Below are 17,162 nucleotides of genomic sequence, written 5' to 3' on the forward strand. Positions count from 1 at the left end.
AAACGTCCTTTCTTTATTTTACAGATGGCGGAGTATTATGCAAGGCTGGAGGAGCAGGATTTAGCATTGGTTTTCCACCCCACGCACCTGACATGCTTAAGTATTCAAAATTAGCTAATCCGTCTGGTGCAGGGCCACTCGCCCAATTGCCTTTGCTACTCTCTTCTCCCTCTGATAATGCAATAAACGTATGAGAGACTTCCGATTTTTCTTTTGACGTAGGGAATGTGCTTGGTACGATTACCCCTTCTTGCGCTTCTAGTTCATAAATTGCTGCCAACCATTGATTTTGATGCATTCTATCCCTGGCAATCAGGAATGACAGCATGTCTCTAACTCCCGGGTCCGTCGTTTGTTCATATAATCTGACTGCCTGCAAACGCCCCTGTGTTTCGGCGTTTAAATTTGCCCTGAAATCGGCGAGCAGATTACCACTCGCAATCACGTAGCCTGCGTTCCATGGTACACCAACGCTGTTGACTGGCATTGCTGAAAGACCGGAAACAATGGCGTATTGCGGGTTCATCCCTCCCATAATTGCTGCCATTACAGGATTCTGTGCCGCTTCTTCTTGAGCTTTCACCGGTGCATTGTCAAGCAGTCTTGCAATCATGGTTGCAAGCATCTCAACATGGGCGAGCTCCTCCGTCCCCGTATCCATCAATAAATCTCGGTACTTACCATGTCTCCTTGTTCCCCACCCTTGAAATAAATATTGTATAGCAACCGAAATCTCCCCGAACTGCCCACCCAGTATTTCCTGCAGCCTTGTCGCAAATATGGGATCAGGCTTACTAGGCTTGGCTTCATATTGTAATTCCTTCATATGAAAAAACAAAACATCCCCCACCCTTCTTTATGCATCACAAATTATATATACTGACAATGGTTTGTACATCATTCTAAATTTTCCATGATACAATAAAGGAAAGAATTTCTATGGGAGGGTTTATCATGAAAAAGCACCGCATCTATACGACCAGTTTTGCAAGTGTCTACCCACATTACGTTACAAAAGCAGAGAAAAAAGGACGTACGAAAGCAGAAGTGGATGAGATCATTGGTTGGTTAACTGGCTACAGCCAAGAGGAATTAGAAGCACTGATCGAAAATAAAACAGACTTTGAAACCTTTTTTGCCGAAGCTCCCGAAATGAACACAGCACGTAGCCTCATTAAAGGAGTCGTTTGCGGTATCCGAGTAGAGGATATTGAAGAGCCAACCATGAGAGAAATTCGCTATTTGGATAAGCTGATTGATGAGTTAGCTAAAGGAAAAGCGATGGCGAAAATTTTGCGGGCTTAGGGGACAGGCACCGCGACCCACCATCCTCTGTAAAAAATTGGTGTTTTTGTTTTGGCAGCAGCATAAATTAATTGAATGAGGGGGGAGTTTATGCAAAAACGTGCCATTATATTTGGATCACTTTTCTTTCTTTTGTCAGCCATTCCTTTGGTTGCCTTTCTGACTTCTTGGGGTTCAACAATGGTTGAGCTGTTCAACAGAGTAACGCTCTTCATTCCCATTGCTTTTGGTGTTGTAGGATTACTTGTCACTCTATTTAGAGTAAAAGGGTGGCCAAAGGGTTGGCTGATTGCGGCAAATTCATTTAGTGTTTGCGGGTGGGCATTATTACTCTTTATAGCGATTTACGGTTTTCAAGCACCATAGAATTCGACAAATAGATGTGCTATTTCTTTTATTAGAAAAATGAAAATTTCCTACAATACTTTTTTCAAAAGTTAATTTCGATTTTTACGCTGAACCTCTTGCTACTCAAGGGGTTCATATTTTATTTAACAAACGTTTGTTTAAAAAGATCTATTTTAGAAAAAAGGGTTCCCAGGAAATTTGTCGATTCGCAATGAATGGTGGCAGGCTTGTGAATTATTTCACTACACCTTTTTGAAAAGTTAATTTCTTAAAAATTGTTTTCTCCCTACAGCCCCATAGCATAGATATTTTCTTAATCAAACGTTGGTTTAAAAATTACTATATTAAAAAGTATAAAGGACAGCCCCCTTACCAAACGAGGGCTGTCCTTTTAACCTTAGATAACTTCCATGATGAAGTCTGTCGATTCAAAAAATAACAAACTAATGAGGATAATGATAAGCGGCAGAATTATTCCAATGAGGCTGCATACTATGCCCGCCTTGGCATATCCTCGTCCTGATTGATCCGTTTTGGAAATCTCATTAAGACTTATCACTCCAAGGACAAACCCCGGGACTGCAAATAGCATACTCAAAAAGCTTATGACACAACTTATAATAGAAATAATTCCTAAGATTAGAGATAACACTGCATTACTATTGATTTTTTCCGTTTCGGAATGCGGAACAGATTCATTCATTTTTTACACCTACCATTCTAAAATCCAGTGAATGTTAGAAGATACATTTTTGACTCTTACTGCATTATAGCTCTCCTCAGCTACAACACGCCACTACTTATCTAGTATCCTTTTCCCTAATCCAGATATCTCCATGCCTAATTTCATAGTTTATTTTTGCTTCATCCAAACGTTGAATCTGGTTGTCTGTTTTTTCTGTCCAGTAAACGTAAGAGTTGCTGCTTTGTGCACTGCAGCCAGAAAGGACAATAGATACAAATACAAACGTTAATGTATTATGGGTTTTAGGTATAGACCCATTGCCCTACATTAAATCATCTCCAACTGTGTAATTGCCATAAATAAAAACAAAATCCCTAGTAAGTAATCCATCATATAGACTTTCTTTTCTTCTCTGTGAAGGTGCGATTCCACACCATTCATGATATTCATTAATCCAGCCAGAAGAATGACATATCCTAGATACGTGCTATTAAAATCATCCCTATATCCTAGGAAAAATAATGCAATCATTGCTATAGCTACTATTATTCTAATTACCACTATCCCCTTCGAACTTTTTGTCCGTTTTACTTTTTCAAAAAACAATCCCATCTAACACAACTCCTGCTTGCTTCTATTTCTCTTAAGGAAAAGCAACATATTTAATGCGCTGATCGCAAGTATGGACATAAACAAAATCATACCAACAGAATCCCCAGCAAAATTTAGTTCATCAGCCGCTATGGCACTAAAGACCATAACCTGGGCAGCAACTAGAATATTCAATAAGGAAAGTATTATTACCATCAAAGTTGATAGAATCATGGCTTTAAATTTTGGTACTACTATGAGGATAAACAATAAAATGGATACCGCTAATAACATGTATAAAATTGGTCTCAACAGCGCAAACGAGCCATCTATTTCGAAAGATTGATAGGTAAACAAGTCTTACACCTCCATGCTATGTATGAGTTTATCCCTTTAGTAATAATACGAAATGGAATAGGAAAAAGTTCCCCATGGTGTTCGTTGCTTTGGTATTTATAGGGGGATGGTTCTCTATTACCATTTACTAGCATCAGAATGAATTTCTTAATGTTCATACCCCCTCTCCTCCCAAACAAACTCAATTAAATAACATTCTTTGCATTCATTCTCTTCTCTCTGCGATATAGTATCTACCATTTAACTCATATAGGATAATGTTGTTGTTCTCGGTGGGATTGTAGAGGGCTGTTCCAGGAGGAAGGGAATTGCTATCAAGATGACGTTCTTCTAAATCTTCAGCTGTATCCAAATCAACAATATTTCGTTGGACTTCTCCTATCAGGTCCCCCTTGACACTTTTATCTACTTCTTCTTTTGTTATCATATAGGAATAACTATTTACTTTTACAAATTCATATGCCCAGGATGCTTCTTCGGTGGTTTCTGTGGTGACGGAGTCTTCTGTTGAAGCACAACCCGTTAAGATCAAAGAAAGGAAAGTTATTAATAAAGCTTTTTTCAACACTATCACCTCCAGGCATTAGACGGACTGTTTGGCTGAATAGATTCATATAAACTATGATTTAACTAAGCTATTTCTGTTTCTATACAAGCTTGCGACCAACCCCACTATGACAGCGATAAGCAGCTTAAAAAGAAAATTCGTAGTCAAACCTTCTACCACGTAGCCCTTTACCTTTTGAAAAGCCGTTGCTTCCGGTACCCAATCGATAACATAGCCAATGCTGAAAATACCAGGTAAGGACAAAACGATGTAGATAATAATGGTGATGATGAAAAAGCTCTTCCAGGACATCGGGCTACCTCCTTTTTGCTACTACAGTATTCTTTCTCCAATTATTTCAAAATAGGTAGGAATACTCAATGGTTTTAGAAAATTATGTTAAAATAAATTTGGTTATTGTTTACAATTTTTCATTTTCACTCACAAAAAACGCTCCAGATGGTCTGGAGCATTTTACGTGCCAATTTCATTGACTGTTATTCATTTAAAATGTTGTATAAGGTGTATTAGTATGGTCTATTTGACCTTTCCACCTTTTTCAACACCGCTTCGGGCATATAGACGCTCTCTATTTGACCTTTCCACCTTTTTCAGCACTGCTTCGGGCATATAGACGCATTCTATTTCACCTTTCCACCTTTTTCAACACCGCTTCGGGCATATAGACGCTCTCTATTTGACCTTTCCACCTTTTTCAAAACTGATTCGGGCATATAGACGCTCTCTATATCACCTTTCAACCTTTTTCAACACCGCTTCGGGCATATAGACGTGCTCTATTTGACCTTTCCACCTTTTTCAGCACTGCTTCGGGCATATAGACGCCCTCTATTTATCCTTTCCACACATCCACCTAATGCTTTAGGCATATAGAATATACTTAACTACAACTACAACTCTCATCCAACACCCGCTCAAACATCACCATATCCACCGCCTGAATCCCATCCTCAAAAATTGGTTCAGGATATTTCGAAAAGAAATCCTTCCTTATTTCCACCATCCTAAATCCTGCTTTCTGATAAAATGCAAGATTAGCAATGCTGGAGTTGGCGGTGCCGACCATCATTTTGCGTAAACCCTGTTCTCTGAAAATCTCAAAAGCTTGATTAATAACCTGCTTACCTAGTCCAAGCCTGCGAAACTGGGGATCCAACGCAATATTTTTCAGCTCAATTACACCCTTCGACTCTTCCACAAACAAGGCTACCCCTATTACCGAACCACTGTCACCAACAATCGCGAACATTTGCCCTTCCGCAATATACTCTTTCACCACGCTCTCACTCTCATCCGCCATTACCAAATACGGCAAGTACTCCAAGCGATCCGAAGTCTCAACCAACTCTAATCGTACACTCGTCTCTCCCATAACTTTACCTCCTAAACCCGCCTTCTGAATGAATAATCTGTCCTGTCACCCATTCTGCTTCTTCACTGACAAGAAACTTAATAGTCCGTGCCACGTCAATCGGCAACCCTACACGGCCTGAAGGGAACATTTCTGAGAGACCTGACTTAATTTCCTCTGTCATCCACCCAGTATCTGTCGGGCCTGGATTGATGGCATTGACGGTGATTCCAAGTTTCCCAACCTCTGCCGCTAACGTAATGGTCATCGCATCAATCGCGCCTTTGGTCGTTGCATACGATAGCTCACCTGGCATTGGCCTTTGAAATTGACCGGATGTGAGGTTGACAATCCGCCCAGCCCTCCCAATGGTGAACTGCTGAGCAAATCTGCTGCTTAGTAGAGTGGTAGCCCGAATGTTTACGAAATAATGCTTATCCAGATCCTCAGGTGTTATCGTGCTGTAATCATCCTTGGTTGAATAAGCCGCATTATTGATGAGTATGCTTGGCTGCCCCAGTTGCTCTCTTACTTTTCGGAACAACAAATCAGCCGCTTCCATGCTTGTAAGGTCAAGCTCCATCAAGCCCACCGGAACACCGAATCCCTCCAGCTCTTCTTTTAAAACTTGGGGTTCACTTGCCACAGAGCCCCATGGCATTTCTTCATCATAAGGCGACCAATACGTAAAAAATACGGGATGTCCCGCTTTTGCCAACTCCCTACAAACAGCTGCTCCGATTCCTTTTAAACGGCTTGCGCCTGTTACAACTGCAATTCTATTCATAAAATAACCCTCCAATTGTTAGGGTATAAACGAGTATGGTCCGATAAAAGAGATGTTTTTCCAATAGAAAAACAGGTGCACCAAAGACACCTGTTTTAAGTGGGGTATCGACTCCACAACATGTGTATCCCTTAATGAAATGATGGACGGACAGACTAATCCCTTCGTCGGAACTGCTGACTCTATCCAGTTACTCAATTTTCATTAAAGGTTATTCCACATTGTTAGGCTTTCGATTCCCCTTCCGTTCATCTCTTTCTTTTATGGTAATAATTTGAAAGGGGTCTGTCAAGGATTTCATTTATGATCGCTTTGGGATTCTTATTGGTACTGTCGTAAAGATGAGGAGCGTTTTCCTTTTTATTTTCCAGATGTTGAAGAAGTTCCAAAGAACGAGATATCAGTTCGGTGTCTCCGCGTTTGGTTATCCTCTCTACAAGAACCTCCGGGTCAGCACGCAGAACATAATAATGAAGCGTAAAATTCAGTCCTGTCTGGCCCAGTTCTTTGCAAAACCATTCCAACTCATCCTCCACCACATAATCAATGACAACATTATAACCCTTTAGCAAGAAGTTCTTGGTCAGACTGCTTAAGTTTTGCCAGACGATAGAGAGCTTTTCTTCCCAGGGCGGCTGCGGCTCTCCTATAAACATCGCACTAATCAGGTCCCCCTCAATCAGTACTGACTTCTTCAATTTACGTGCAAGTCCTTTAGTAACGGTTGATTTTCCAACACCGCAAGGCCCGGATATGACATACACGTTTCTCATCATTTCTCCTCCATCGTCCCGTCATCAAAAAAGCGCTTTTCGCACCTTGGACATACATACGCGTAAGATAGCTCGATTTCACTATCATACCTGAACGGAAGCCGCTTCTTACAATTCGGACATCTCCAGAAAATGAGTGAAACGATAGTGAATAAGATTACAATAATAATAGTTGAATATATCAACCATTTAATGTTAAAAATTTGGCCAAAAAAATTGGAAAACGCTCCGACAAACAACATCCATACAGCCGCATTCCTAATTTTTATCGGATTTAGGTACTTTCTCCACACACCGACCACCCCTTTATAAGTTATACGATTCACTCGCTTAGATGTTACAATATTATTAAATACTGTTTATCAGAGGTGAGATATATGAAAAAGTATTTATTGTTTTTAGTTGGGCTCTTCTTTGCAACCACGGGTTACGTACTTGGACAAAATGAAAATATGAAATGGTTCACTCTTGTATTTTACCTCTTAGGTGCAGTTTTCTTTGTTATCCAAGCTGGTATTTTAATTAGACACCAAAAAAAGATAGACAATAACTAGTTATTGCTTCACTTGGTATCTCCTTACATATTCAAGTAATCTATATATAATACAGGAAAGTAAGGGAGTGATTTTTTGGATAAACAAGGTAGAGGGAAGGGTGTTTTCCTAGGTGCTGGTATTGCAATAGGGGCTGCACTTGGAGCTGTACTTGATAATTTAGCTCTAGGAATTGCTCTAGGCACTTTTATTGGAGCTGTAATTGATTGGTTTAGAAACAGATAATTCGTTAATATGTTACCTTACTTGATTGGTTATAAAAAAACGCTTGGATAGCTAATCTTCCACGCGTTTTTGTTTATGATGATGGATTACGATCTCCACTCTGATTTTCTCAAAACATAGTTATTATATAACTCATCTCCAATCTTATGTTTCCCCTGAAGTGTAAACCCGCATTTCTCAATAACTTTATTGGATGATAGGTTATTGATTAATGCCACTGCGTTAAGAATCTCTATATTCGTGTTTGAAAATAAGTAGTTTATTAGCCCTAATGACGCCTTAGTTGCGTATCCATTCCCTTGATGGTCGGCTGAGATGGCATACATGATTTCTCTATTCGGAGCAGGGATTTCCTCTTTTATTCCCGTACAGCACCAGCCAATAAATTCATCTGTTGCACTAATAAATACTCCTAGTTTTAAAAAGTGATTGTCTATATTGTTTTCTTTAGCTGCCTCTAGGAATGCTTTGTTTGCTGGCATTTCGTAATTTGTAACCCAGTCTACCCTTTGATCTCTCGTCGATTTCCAATCTGGCAAGAAATTAGAAATCTCTGGTTGATTAGATATTATATATATTTTATCAGCATCTTCTATGGAAAACTCTTGAAGGTATATGTCTCCACAATCAATCCTAAAGAGTTCTGCCGATACATTATGTTTCATCATTTTCTCCCCCTTACTGCCTGTTTTTCTTTTGGTAGGCTCATTCCTCTTTTTCATTACATGCCGCTTTGTATCGATTCCCAATCCGCAACCTTCCGAAGTAATTCATCGATTCCCCAGATGATAAAAGCTCCAATCGTAGAAAAAATGAGGAAAAGCTGGCTCATATTGTCCCAAGGCTCTTTACTAAATAAATGGATGACAAAAGCAACTAAAGCCCTTATTGGGACAGGTACAAAAATACAAGCTAAGAAAAAGGTAAGCAGCTTCCTTATTATCATTTGTCTTCCCCCTACTTATTTACACCTCATTACCTATTTCCCAACCGTGTATGCCGTTTATCTGCTGCATTCAAAATAAATGCAAGAGAAAAAAAGTTGATGAAAGCTCCTGTAGAAATCATTATCCAATTAGGGATTCCAGGAAATAAATCTGATAATAGAAATAATAATGGAGTGATCAGCACTAAGGTTAATCCTATGAAAAATGACTTTTTTTCCGGTACTGTTTTAATTTTTTCTAACATTTTTTCACCTTTTCCATTAAGTTTGGCAGCTCTCTTCTAAAAACACCAACATCCCTATACCTGCACTATTCCTTCTTCCACACCGTACGAGATAAGGCCTTCATATGGATCTCCGCTGATACCCAAGAGCTTACAAAATGCCGGTTCCGTTTTATATCCCTGCTTTTTTAACCTAATCACTTTTTCTCTTAGACTTGGATCTCTTTGCAACAATTCGTATTCAATTTTCATATGCAGGTACGCAAACTGATTATGGACAGGCTGAGCTTGCCCGAACAATTCAAATTCGAAATTTCTAAACATAAAGTTCGCCTTCACGACGTCTCTCCCTCGAATTGTAGTCCTTTTTAAGGTGAAATTTTCTTTATCAGCGTAAAGAGTATGTAATTCGTTTGCGAAAATATCCAATTTCCTTACTTCCATAATGATGTCTAAATCTGAATCTTTTACATCAATTCCGATGGGAAGCGTTCCACATAGTACTGGATTATAAATATGTAGGTCATTTAAAATGTTTAATTCTTGAATGGCTGAATAAGCCTCCTGTTGCTGTATTTTGCCCTTTTTCATTTGCTGGTAAAGATCATTCAAGTAACCACTCTCCTAACACTAAAAAATCTAGCGCTATCCCTGTTTCTTGAATAGCGCTAGGTTTTATGAATATTTAATGAAACGTTGCAAACGCCACTAACGTCCCTTTATCACAAGACTCGAACCCGTTTTTCTCGTAGAAATGCCTTACATCATAAGCTTCCTCTGTTAACAGGACTTTTTGCCGCACATGTTTGTATTTTTCTAGAACCTGTTGCATTAGTTGAGTAGCAATCCCTTGATTTTGATATGCATTCAACACCAGAATGTCTTGAATATAGATGATGGTTAACCCGTCCCCAACTATCCGAATCAACGCTACTAACTCGTCACCATTCCAAGCAGTAATAACTTCTAAAGAGTTATAGATTGCTTGTTGAAGAACATCTAAGTCCTTAGTGTAAGCATACCATTCTACATCGTTGTATAACTTCTCTAGTTGTTCTAACTTTATCGCTTTATCTCTACTAAATTTTATATCCATTCTTTTTTCCTCCTCAAAATAATTATTTTGAAGAGTTCATCCACCATTTAACCACTGTCATATACCTCCATTGCTTGCTTTAACTGTATACACTATTATTTCGACTATATTCAGCAAACACCTTCCCACAAACTTTGAAACTATACTTTTTATGAATTGAGATTGCCTTTTTAAGTTAAAAATGTTTTATAATCCGGATGAAGACCTCGCTACTTCATTTCTCCTGTTTATGAGGTCTTCATAACACCGATGAAGACCTCGCTACTCCATTTCTCCTGCTTGTGAGGTCTTCATAACACCTATGAAGACCTCGCTACTCCATTTTTCCTGCTTATGAGGTCTTCATAACACCGATGAAGACCTCGCTACTCCGTTTTTCCTGCTTGTGAGGTCTTCATAACACCGATGAAGACCTCGCTACTCCATTTTTCCTGCTAGTAAGGTCTTCATAACACCGATGAAGACCTGGCTACTCCATTTCTCCTGCTAGTAAGGTCTTCATAACACCGATGAAGACCTCGCTACTCCATTATTCCTGCCTGTGAGGTCTTCATAAATATAAAAAGTTTATTCATCCTCCTTCAAACTATCCAACAACACATATCCAAATATCAAACCAGCTATGTTGGAAAGATCTAAATGGAAGATTTCCAACGCAAATGGAAGGTACTTACCCAAAATAGTGAAAGAAAGTAGTGGCACCAAAGCAACGTATAGGGTAGGGAGTCCAACTGCCAATAACTTCATCCAATTCACGGACCATCCTTTGTCCCGCTTTATTTCTGTTATTAACTTTGGCAAACGAAGAAGTATTCCGATTAAGACTGGGAAAACCGTTGAAAATATCACCGCAGGCCATAAATTATAGGTCATTTGACCTTTTTCAATTAGTTGCAACTCATACTTTGAACCGCTAAAGATGATAATTCCTATTGCTACAGTCCAGATAAAATACCTTAAGAATTTTCCCATCATAAAACCTCCTGTATGTTGCCGGGCATCTTTTAGTAATTATACGGGAGTATTGTTTAAAAGTTTCACGTTGTCAGTTAAAGTTGTCAGTTAAAGTTGCCAGCATTAAAAAAGCACAACCATTGTTACATGGTCGTGCTCTAGAAAAATATTTATTAGTTTATACTTCCACCTGCATTCAGGTAACGTGCATTAAATTCCTGAACAAATTGATTAACTATTTCTTTATCGTGGATGATTAGCATGTTTTCATCATTAACATCATTTCCGTTGTTGCTCCAGTTGGTGGAACCTACTACTACCGTTGGATCACTTGTTGTATCCGCATCGATTAGCATCGTTTTGCTGTGAAGTTTACGGTCTTCGTTGCCTTGATATACTGGTGCCGGATTAGCCCAACGAGTGTTCGGATTATCCACACTTGTTTGACTAGCAGTACGGCCTGTCATATCTACACTAGCACTCCACCACTGATTCCAGAAGCTAGAGTCGAATAATCCTTTCACATCGAATCCAGTTAACGTTCCTTCTAAATCGTTGTATGAACCCTCGTATTTATTTTTCAGTTCATCTACAAGTCCTTGGTCACTCCAAGCGAAGATAGTGAAATAGGTGTTGATGTCTGCTTCATTTTTGACTAATTCTCTCATGCGGCCTAGCGCATCATCTCCAGTAGAGAAATAAACTTCTACCGTTTTCCCGCCGACATTAAACAAGTGTTGTGTATTATCTGTCTTTCCTGTTCCAAAATTAGAAACCATCGGATCAGGAGTCAACGAACCACTTCCCCACATTTCGTTAAACTCTGTTTCATAGGCGTTTGCAATTTCAGGGGCATGAAGCTCTACCACATGTTGCTGATTTCCACCTAACACACCGTTCGCCATGTTCTCTTCTGAACCATATAACCCAGTGACAGTGAAATTCCAACTACCTGTAAATACCCACGTATCATCTACCACCGCAAATTTATTGTGCATTTGGACACCAGGGGAGTAATAAGTCCCATCTGTCTTTTGTTCAGCGTCAACAAATAAGTAACCAGTTTGATTGGTGCTTCCAATGGTGTACGTGCCATAGGCGAAATCGTTTGGAACAGGAGGTAATCCGTGTTTCTCTCTTAAAGTTGTATCTTCTACTGCTAACATGGCAGAGTCAGAGAAAACGTGAATATCGTCATTTGTCCCAACGACATTATCTTTTCCTCTAACCATTTCCTCTATATATAATCTCATAGTAGTAAAACGTTCCGCATAATGAGGGTCTGTAGCATCTTTCGCATCCGCAAGCACCCGTACATCTACCCCTTGTGCTGCTTTATTGATTAACGTATCCACCACTCGCGGTAAATTGATTTCATACGTAGCAAAATCAATACTTGTCGTCGCTTGGTTTAACCTTTCAATCAAACGATCTTCAAGATTTACGTTATAGTTAGCTGAATTTCCTGTTGTAGCATAATCAGTCAATGCACATTTATTGAAGTAAACATTAATGGCAAATAGTTCACTTGATACATTGTTTAATTGCTCCGTAGTATCGCCGCAAAAATTATCGCCTGTTGAGCCACCGGTAGAGCCGCCACTTCCAGAAGTTGAGCTGTTAGAAGGGGTACCGTATCCACCATCATACAACTCTGTAGCTGTTCCCCAACTCTCAGCAACCGTTCCTAAACCAGTGGTGTCAACTCTTTCCATCGTCGCCTTGGAAGTGTTATCCCCACCATACCAAGCATCGACAGAATCTACTAAAACACCATTAGCATCGCGCAACTCCAGAATTTCAGCACTATTTCCAAGTGAACCGCTGTAAATCAAATCTCCTGCTATCCCTGCTACGGAATTATCATCTGTCTTTTCTAACAAATAGAATCCGTTGGCAGGTATTTGTCCTTCTAAGTTAATAGATGGAGACCCGTCTTGAGCGTTTAATGACCAACCCGTTAAGTCAATCGGCTCATTTGTGTTGTTATGTAGCTCTAGCCACTCATCCGTGTAATTATATGTTGTTCCCATCCAAGCAATTTCGTTCAAAACTACACTATTAGTAGTGGCAGCATACACGTTTTCTTCCTTTTCAAAAACAGGAACAAATAACGAGAATATGAGGGCAAAAACTAGTGATAGATTTACAGACCTTTTCATTTTTCCAACTCCTTATAAAATAATTACTATACTAGTATAAGGGAGCCTTTTAGTATGATTGTTAACTCAATATTATGTATTTGTAAAAATTCTTTTATTATGAACACTCAACATACATCTTCTCCATAAAAAAGGGCCTGAGATTAGAATCCCAAGCCATTTTTGTATAATATTTCTTGTTACATACTCTTTAAAACATCAATCACTTTGATAGGCTCTACACGTTTTGTATAGTCAGAATCGACATCTGCAAATACAATGTTACCTGACTGTTCAATCACAAATGTAGCTGGTTTTGGCAGTTCCCAATCATCATTTCCATTATGGTCCGGAACCATTAGGCCTGAGCCTTTATATATTTCTACTAAATAATCCGGCATTTTAAATACTAAATTGAATTGTTCTGCAACTTGGTTGCCTTCATCACTTAGAACCAGAAATTCTAGTTCATTTTTTTCCTTTGTTGACAGTGTAGCATCCGGAGTCTGCGGACTGATGGCGATTAAACTTGCACCAGCGCTTTTGATAGAGTCTAATTCTCGCTGATAGGCTTTTAATTCAAGATTGCAGTAAGGGCACCAGCCGCCGCGATAGAATGTAAGGATTACCGGTCCTTTTTCAAGCTCTTCCTTAATGGACACCATTTTGCCAGTTGCATCAGGAAGGGTAAAATCCGGTACTCTCTCTCCCTCTTTCAGCCCTTGTGCCACCCCGGACTCCTCTAGTTCTTTTGTTGCCTGCGCCATTAAACGCTGTTTTTCCTCGGGAGCCTTTTGTTTAAATACCTCTTTATAAGCTTTAATTTCTTCGAGCAATGTAGACATCCTTATCTTACCTCCTTAAGATCTTTTCAAAATAACCTTAACAAAAAAATGTTCTTTTTACCTCTAATTTGCTTGAGGGTAGGAATCCACAGGAAAACGCAGGAAGAATCCCCCTGCGCTTATTTTAGTTACGTCATTTATTTACTTTTTTATAACCGGAATCCATATTTCACATTTCACTGATGGTGCTGATAAATCTTTATTTTTAATCGACAATATTTCTGGCCCTTCTGTTACTTGATAGTTCGAAGATGGCAACCACTCAGAATAAATTCTTCCCCAAGTTTCTTGGAGGGTGTGAGGAAACGGTCCTGTTGATTCAAATATGGCCCAAGTCAAAGCAGGGACTTGAAGTTTTGAAAAATTTTCAGGATTCTCTTGAGTTGTTGCGACTCCAATATACTGATCTAGCTGACCCTTCTCTTCCATCCGCCCTTCCGAGAAGTTAGTAGATGCTTGAATCATGCCCATGGGTTCAACATTGGAGAGTTTTTGTAAATGAGCTATCTTATCTGCATCCAGGGATTTCCACATCTCTACTATATCCGGATTTTCTCCTTGAAAAACGATGGGAACCCGTTTCATGATCCCAACAATGTTAAATGCTACTTTTTGTTCTATTCGGAAATTCATTTCATTTCCTCCTCTTATTGATAATTGAAAGGTCATACTTGGATAAGCTTTTAGTTGCTGACCATTTTCTCTTGCTTCTGATGGTGTTATGCCGTGTAAATTGAAAAAAGCTCTCGTAAAAGAATCTGGAGAATTGTATCCATACTTTATCGCAACATCGATCACTTTCATTTTGCTATTATGAAGCTCCAATGCCGCCAAACTAAGTCGTCTGCGGCGTATATATTCTGATAGGGTTATACCTGCAAGAAAAGAAAACATTCTTTTAAAATGATATTCCGAACAATGAGCTTTCCTTGCCACGACCTTAAAATCAATTTCATTAGTAAGGTTTTCCTCGATATATTTCATGGCAGTATTCATGTCCTTAAGCAAATCCACTTATATGCCCCCTTTCATCAATAGAATAACAGGAGATGAATCTAGTCATCCGATATTTTGTGCACCATTTTGTAGGATTATAATCCATTCGTTTTAGGGCTAAAACCGCTTCCAATGCCCTTCGGAAACAACTTCTACTGCTCCGTCTATCACTTTGATAGCGGTCATGTCATCTATGGCATACGCTTGTCCTTGCATTTCTGCGGCCCATTTCTCTGCAGCAGCCATGGTGTTTCCCGGCAACATCTCGTGGTCCAGATGCGGGAACATTGCAAAATCAACGAGCCCCAGCGTTTTATCTTCACCGTTTGGTGGGGCCCAGCCAACGAAGAACTCCCCAATGTTCGGTGCCATCACCATGCTCCCTGCGCTCATTCCCACATAAACTGCTTTCAGCTCCGGCAAGAGATCTGCCAGCCCGGATTGCTTCATCCAGTGGTACAGGTAGAGAGCATCGCCGCCCGATACCAGCAGGACGTCGGTCTCCCGGACCAGCGGCACCCAGCGGTCTCGGTTTATACTTGGCAGAGCGGTGAGCTCAAGCACACCAACAGATTTCCAACCCAGATTGATCATGGGATTATCAGAACTACCTCTAATGAAATCCCAGGCTTTTTCGCCAGGTCCGACCCAGGGGTGTCCGTACATAGCAGTAGGAATGCACAAGGCGGTGGATTCGGCAATCGGCTTGTCCAGCATGTCAACTAACGCGTCGTGAATACTTTTGTTATTGACCCCTGCAGATGTTAGTAATAATTTCATAAGTACACTCCTTTTAAAATAAGCTCATCTGTCAATCCTATAAATCCCTTTTTTATCACGAAGCTCGCAACCATTTTTCTCAAAAATTTTTATCATGTTGATATTGTTCACATCGGTGCTGCCGACATAATAGGTGGCTTGGAATTTCTTGAGTAACTCCATGCTAACTCGATGAATTCGTGCACCAATCCCTTGGCCTCTTAGCTCAGGAACTACTCCGAAATAAAATAATCTCCCTTCATCTTCCGTTCCCATTTCAATATGTGGGATACTGATTCCCGCAATTTCTCCAGCTTTCATAAAATAATAACAATGCTTGCGCCAATGGAGTCCCAGTTCACTCTCCAGCGAACTCATCACTTGGGCTATTGGTTGTTTTGTATTCTTGTTAGCACTTCCAGATCGGCAAAGCTCATATAGCTCAGCATATTGACGGTCATCGATTAAATCTTCTGCAAGGGAGTGCTCTTTTATCTGGTCGCTTGTTACAGTCAAACCCTCCAGCTTCCTTGTGTACTCTACAATACTAGAGATCTTGCTGAACTTTTTCTCTAGCAGCCAGCTTTCATATTCTTCAGCCATTAGGAGCGACAAATAACCAATTTCTAGACGTTTCATTTCTTCTAAGATATTTGTCAATTCCCGCATGTACAAGTCAGTGGGTACATCTTCTTTTTTAATTTGATCAACAAGCCAATATTCCTGTTTGTTTTTGATGATGTTAAATAAGTTCAATTTGATCCCCCGTTGGTAGCATTAAAATATTGTAGTATTAATTTATCGATGCAAGTCCTGTCAACGCAATACTCCAAACTATAAGAATGAAAGAAGTGGTTAGCCAAAAGGTATTTACTCTAATATTTTCGTCGTTTTTTATCTTTTTTAATATAGTTACTAAATTGACGCAAAAGATAATCCCTAAAATAGGCATAAATATTGCTCCTACTGTTACGCCAATGATCAATAAGGCTTCCATATTATGTTCCTCCACAACTATCTATCTTCTTGTCTGGCAAATGATCCTTAACGAAGGTATCCAGCGCTTTACGTTTTTGTTAGTTTCGTATAATCCCCAAATATTCCTTCCACGGGCCTACATCCTCTTTATATCTTTTTGCGATAACACGTGTTATCTGGGTAATATGAGTAAGATCATGAACTACCCATGTGGAAATCAACTCTCGCACTTTCACTTCCCCGAGGGCTGGGTGGATACCTTTTAGCTCCATATGTTTAGTCGGCTCAATATGCTGTGTTAGTGTTTGTAGGTTTCCTTCCCGGAGCTCTTTAAATTCTTGCAGCTTCTGCTCTACTGTCCCAACCGCATTTGCATGTAAATGTGCGAATCTATCAAACTCCGGAAACGGCTTGCTCTCGCCCTCTTGCAAAATAAATCGGAGACGCGGAATCCAGTTTACTTTTTCCCCTTCAATCAAATGGTCAATGACTTCTTTAGTATTCCAGGTCCCTTCCCCCTCGTTGCAGGTCAACCAGTTTGGTGAAATCCCCACTAATAAATGCTCTAGTGTTTTGGGTGTACGTTCGAGTATCTCCATTGCTTCCTTCATCTGAAACTTCATAGTACATACCTCCTTCTGTTTTTTCATATAATCTATTAGCATAAAAATATCTTATA

Annotated in this window: 26 protein-coding genes; 5 read left to right on the forward strand and 21 right to left on the reverse strand. The window is 39.7% G+C overall.

The window, feature by feature from the left end; all coding sequences use genetic code 11:
* Nucleotides 1–13 precede the first annotated feature (13 nt).
* Complete coding sequence (locus FZC76_RS14795; protein WP_148988931.1) at nucleotides 14–838, reverse strand: manganese catalase family protein; 825 nt, start codon at nucleotides 836–838, stop codon at nucleotides 14–16.
* 116 nt (nucleotides 839–954) lie between these two features.
* Here FZC76_RS14795 and FZC76_RS14800 point away from each other — a divergent pair, with 116 nt between their 5' ends.
* Together FZC76_RS14800 and FZC76_RS14805 are read left to right on the forward strand one after the other, a co-directional pair.
* Nucleotides 955–1,305: a DUF2200 domain-containing protein gene (locus tag FZC76_RS14800; protein WP_148988932.1), complete on the forward strand. Its 351-nt coding sequence runs from the start codon at nucleotides 955–957 to the stop codon at nucleotides 1,303–1,305.
* Between the two features lie 90 nt (nucleotides 1,306–1,395).
* A complete protein-coding gene (locus tag FZC76_RS14805; RefSeq protein ID WP_148988933.1) occupies nucleotides 1,396–1,671 on the forward strand; it encodes a hypothetical protein in 276 nt (91 codons plus the stop codon).
* Between the two features lie 379 nt (nucleotides 1,672–2,050).
* Here the strand turns inward: FZC76_RS14805 and FZC76_RS14810 are convergent, their stop codons facing one another.
* The 8 genes from FZC76_RS14810 to FZC76_RS14845 all read right to left on the reverse strand — a co-directional run bounded on the left by FZC76_RS14810 (nucleotide 2,051) and on the right by FZC76_RS14845 (nucleotide 6,768).
* Nucleotides 2,051–2,356 (reverse strand): DUF4190 domain-containing protein, encoded by a 306-nt coding sequence (locus tag FZC76_RS14810; protein WP_148988934.1) that lies wholly within the window; start codon nucleotides 2,354–2,356, stop codon nucleotides 2,051–2,053.
* A gap of 309 nt (nucleotides 2,357–2,665) precedes the next feature.
* Nucleotides 2,666–2,950 carry a hypothetical protein gene (locus tag FZC76_RS14815; protein WP_148988935.1) on the reverse strand — a complete coding sequence of 95 codons (285 nt, stop codon included), beginning with the start codon at nucleotides 2,948–2,950 and terminating at the stop codon, nucleotides 2,666–2,668.
* The gene (locus tag FZC76_RS14820) at nucleotides 2,951–3,286 is read right to left on the reverse strand and encodes a hypothetical protein (protein WP_148988936.1); all 336 of its coding nucleotides are present in this window, start codon (nucleotides 3,284–3,286) and stop codon (nucleotides 2,951–2,953) included. It abuts the gene before it with no gap.
* A 205-nt stretch (nucleotides 3,287–3,491) separates the two neighbouring features.
* Entirely contained in the window at nucleotides 3,492–3,851 is a 360-nt protein-coding gene (locus FZC76_RS14825; RefSeq protein ID WP_148988937.1) for a hypothetical protein, read from the reverse strand.
* 54 nt (nucleotides 3,852–3,905) lie between these two features.
* Nucleotides 3,906–4,145, reverse strand: a complete 240-nt coding sequence (locus tag FZC76_RS14830; RefSeq protein WP_148988938.1) for a hypothetical protein — start codon at nucleotides 4,143–4,145, stop codon at nucleotides 3,906–3,908.
* Between the two features lie 589 nt (nucleotides 4,146–4,734).
* Nucleotides 4,735–5,226, reverse strand: coding sequence for a GNAT family N-acetyltransferase (locus tag FZC76_RS14835; RefSeq protein ID WP_148988939.1), 492 nt, complete (start codon nucleotides 5,224–5,226; stop codon nucleotides 4,735–4,737).
* Between the two features lie 4 nt (nucleotides 5,227–5,230).
* Complete coding sequence (locus tag FZC76_RS14840; RefSeq protein WP_148988940.1) at nucleotides 5,231–5,992, reverse strand: SDR family oxidoreductase; 762 nt, start codon at nucleotides 5,990–5,992, stop codon at nucleotides 5,231–5,233.
* A gap of 248 nt (nucleotides 5,993–6,240) precedes the next feature.
* Nucleotides 6,241–6,768 (reverse strand): AAA family ATPase, encoded by a 528-nt coding sequence (locus FZC76_RS14845; RefSeq protein ID WP_148988941.1) that lies wholly within the window; start codon nucleotides 6,766–6,768, stop codon nucleotides 6,241–6,243.
* Between the two features lie 374 nt (nucleotides 6,769–7,142).
* Between FZC76_RS14845 and FZC76_RS23110 the strand changes: the two genes are divergently transcribed.
* A complete protein-coding gene (locus FZC76_RS23110) occupies nucleotides 7,143–7,319 on the forward strand; it encodes a hypothetical protein (protein WP_187442087.1) in 177 nt (58 codons plus the stop codon).
* Nucleotides 7,320–7,394: 75 nt separating this feature from the next.
* Entirely contained in the window at nucleotides 7,395–7,544 is a 150-nt protein-coding gene (locus tag FZC76_RS23115; RefSeq protein ID WP_169289871.1) for a hypothetical protein, read from the forward strand.
* An 86-nt stretch (nucleotides 7,545–7,630) separates the two neighbouring features.
* Here FZC76_RS23115 and FZC76_RS14850 read toward each other — a convergent pair whose 3' ends face one another.
* Both FZC76_RS14850 and FZC76_RS14855 read right to left on the reverse strand, forming a co-directional pair.
* A complete protein-coding gene (locus FZC76_RS14850; protein WP_148989053.1) occupies nucleotides 7,631–8,209 on the reverse strand; it encodes a GNAT family N-acetyltransferase in 579 nt (192 codons plus the stop codon).
* Between the two features lie 56 nt (nucleotides 8,210–8,265).
* Entirely contained in the window at nucleotides 8,266–8,490 is a 225-nt protein-coding gene (locus FZC76_RS14855) for a hypothetical protein (RefSeq protein WP_148988942.1), read from the reverse strand.
* 99 nt (nucleotides 8,491–8,589) lie between these two features.
* On the opposite strand from FZC76_RS14855, the gene FZC76_RS14860 reads away from it, so the two are divergent.
* Nucleotides 8,590–8,775 (forward strand): hypothetical protein, encoded by a 186-nt coding sequence (locus FZC76_RS14860; RefSeq protein ID WP_148988943.1) that lies wholly within the window; start codon nucleotides 8,590–8,592, stop codon nucleotides 8,773–8,775.
* Between the two features lie 14 nt (nucleotides 8,776–8,789).
* Here FZC76_RS14860 and FZC76_RS14865 read toward each other — a convergent pair whose 3' ends face one another.
* The 10 genes from FZC76_RS14865 to FZC76_RS14910 all read right to left on the reverse strand — a co-directional run bounded on the left by FZC76_RS14865 (nucleotide 8,790) and on the right by FZC76_RS14910 (nucleotide 17,106).
* On the reverse strand, nucleotides 8,790–9,305 hold the full coding sequence (locus tag FZC76_RS14865) for a DUF4269 domain-containing protein (protein ID WP_148989054.1): 516 nt from the start codon (nucleotides 9,303–9,305) through the stop codon (nucleotides 8,790–8,792).
* Between the two features lie 94 nt (nucleotides 9,306–9,399).
* On the reverse strand, nucleotides 9,400–9,810 hold the full coding sequence (locus FZC76_RS14870) for a GNAT family N-acetyltransferase (RefSeq protein ID WP_148988944.1): 411 nt from the start codon (nucleotides 9,808–9,810) through the stop codon (nucleotides 9,400–9,402).
* Nucleotides 9,811–10,377: 567 nt separating this feature from the next.
* Nucleotides 10,378–10,785, reverse strand: coding sequence for a hypothetical protein (locus FZC76_RS14875; protein ID WP_262372625.1), 408 nt, complete (start codon nucleotides 10,783–10,785; stop codon nucleotides 10,378–10,380).
* A 152-nt stretch (nucleotides 10,786–10,937) separates the two neighbouring features.
* Entirely contained in the window at nucleotides 10,938–12,926 is a 1,989-nt protein-coding gene (locus FZC76_RS14880) for a phospholipase D-like domain-containing protein (protein ID WP_148988945.1), read from the reverse strand.
* Nucleotides 12,927–13,105: 179 nt separating this feature from the next.
* The gene (locus FZC76_RS14885) at nucleotides 13,106–13,750 is read right to left on the reverse strand and encodes a peroxiredoxin-like family protein (protein WP_148988946.1); all 645 of its coding nucleotides are present in this window, start codon (nucleotides 13,748–13,750) and stop codon (nucleotides 13,106–13,108) included.
* Between the two features lie 141 nt (nucleotides 13,751–13,891).
* Entirely contained in the window at nucleotides 13,892–14,764 is an 873-nt protein-coding gene (locus FZC76_RS14890) for an AraC family transcriptional regulator (protein WP_148988947.1), read from the reverse strand.
* A gap of 99 nt (nucleotides 14,765–14,863) precedes the next feature.
* Nucleotides 14,864–15,526, reverse strand: coding sequence for a Type 1 glutamine amidotransferase-like domain-containing protein (locus FZC76_RS14895; RefSeq protein ID WP_148988948.1), 663 nt, complete (start codon nucleotides 15,524–15,526; stop codon nucleotides 14,864–14,866).
* A gap of 24 nt (nucleotides 15,527–15,550) precedes the next feature.
* A complete protein-coding gene (locus FZC76_RS14900) occupies nucleotides 15,551–16,261 on the reverse strand; it encodes a GNAT family N-acetyltransferase (RefSeq protein WP_148988949.1) in 711 nt (236 codons plus the stop codon).
* A 37-nt stretch (nucleotides 16,262–16,298) separates the two neighbouring features.
* The gene (locus tag FZC76_RS14905; RefSeq protein ID WP_148988950.1) at nucleotides 16,299–16,502 is read right to left on the reverse strand and encodes a hypothetical protein; all 204 of its coding nucleotides are present in this window, start codon (nucleotides 16,500–16,502) and stop codon (nucleotides 16,299–16,301) included.
* 79 nt (nucleotides 16,503–16,581) lie between these two features.
* Nucleotides 16,582–17,106 carry a DinB family protein gene (locus tag FZC76_RS14910; RefSeq protein WP_148988951.1) on the reverse strand — a complete coding sequence of 175 codons (525 nt, stop codon included), beginning with the start codon at nucleotides 17,104–17,106 and terminating at the stop codon, nucleotides 16,582–16,584.
* Nucleotides 17,107–17,162: the final 56 nt, after the last annotated feature.

The organism is Sutcliffiella horikoshii (assembly GCF_008180725.1).
GTDB lineage: Bacteria > Bacillota > Bacilli > Bacillales > Bacillaceae_I > Sutcliffiella_A > Sutcliffiella_A horikoshii_B.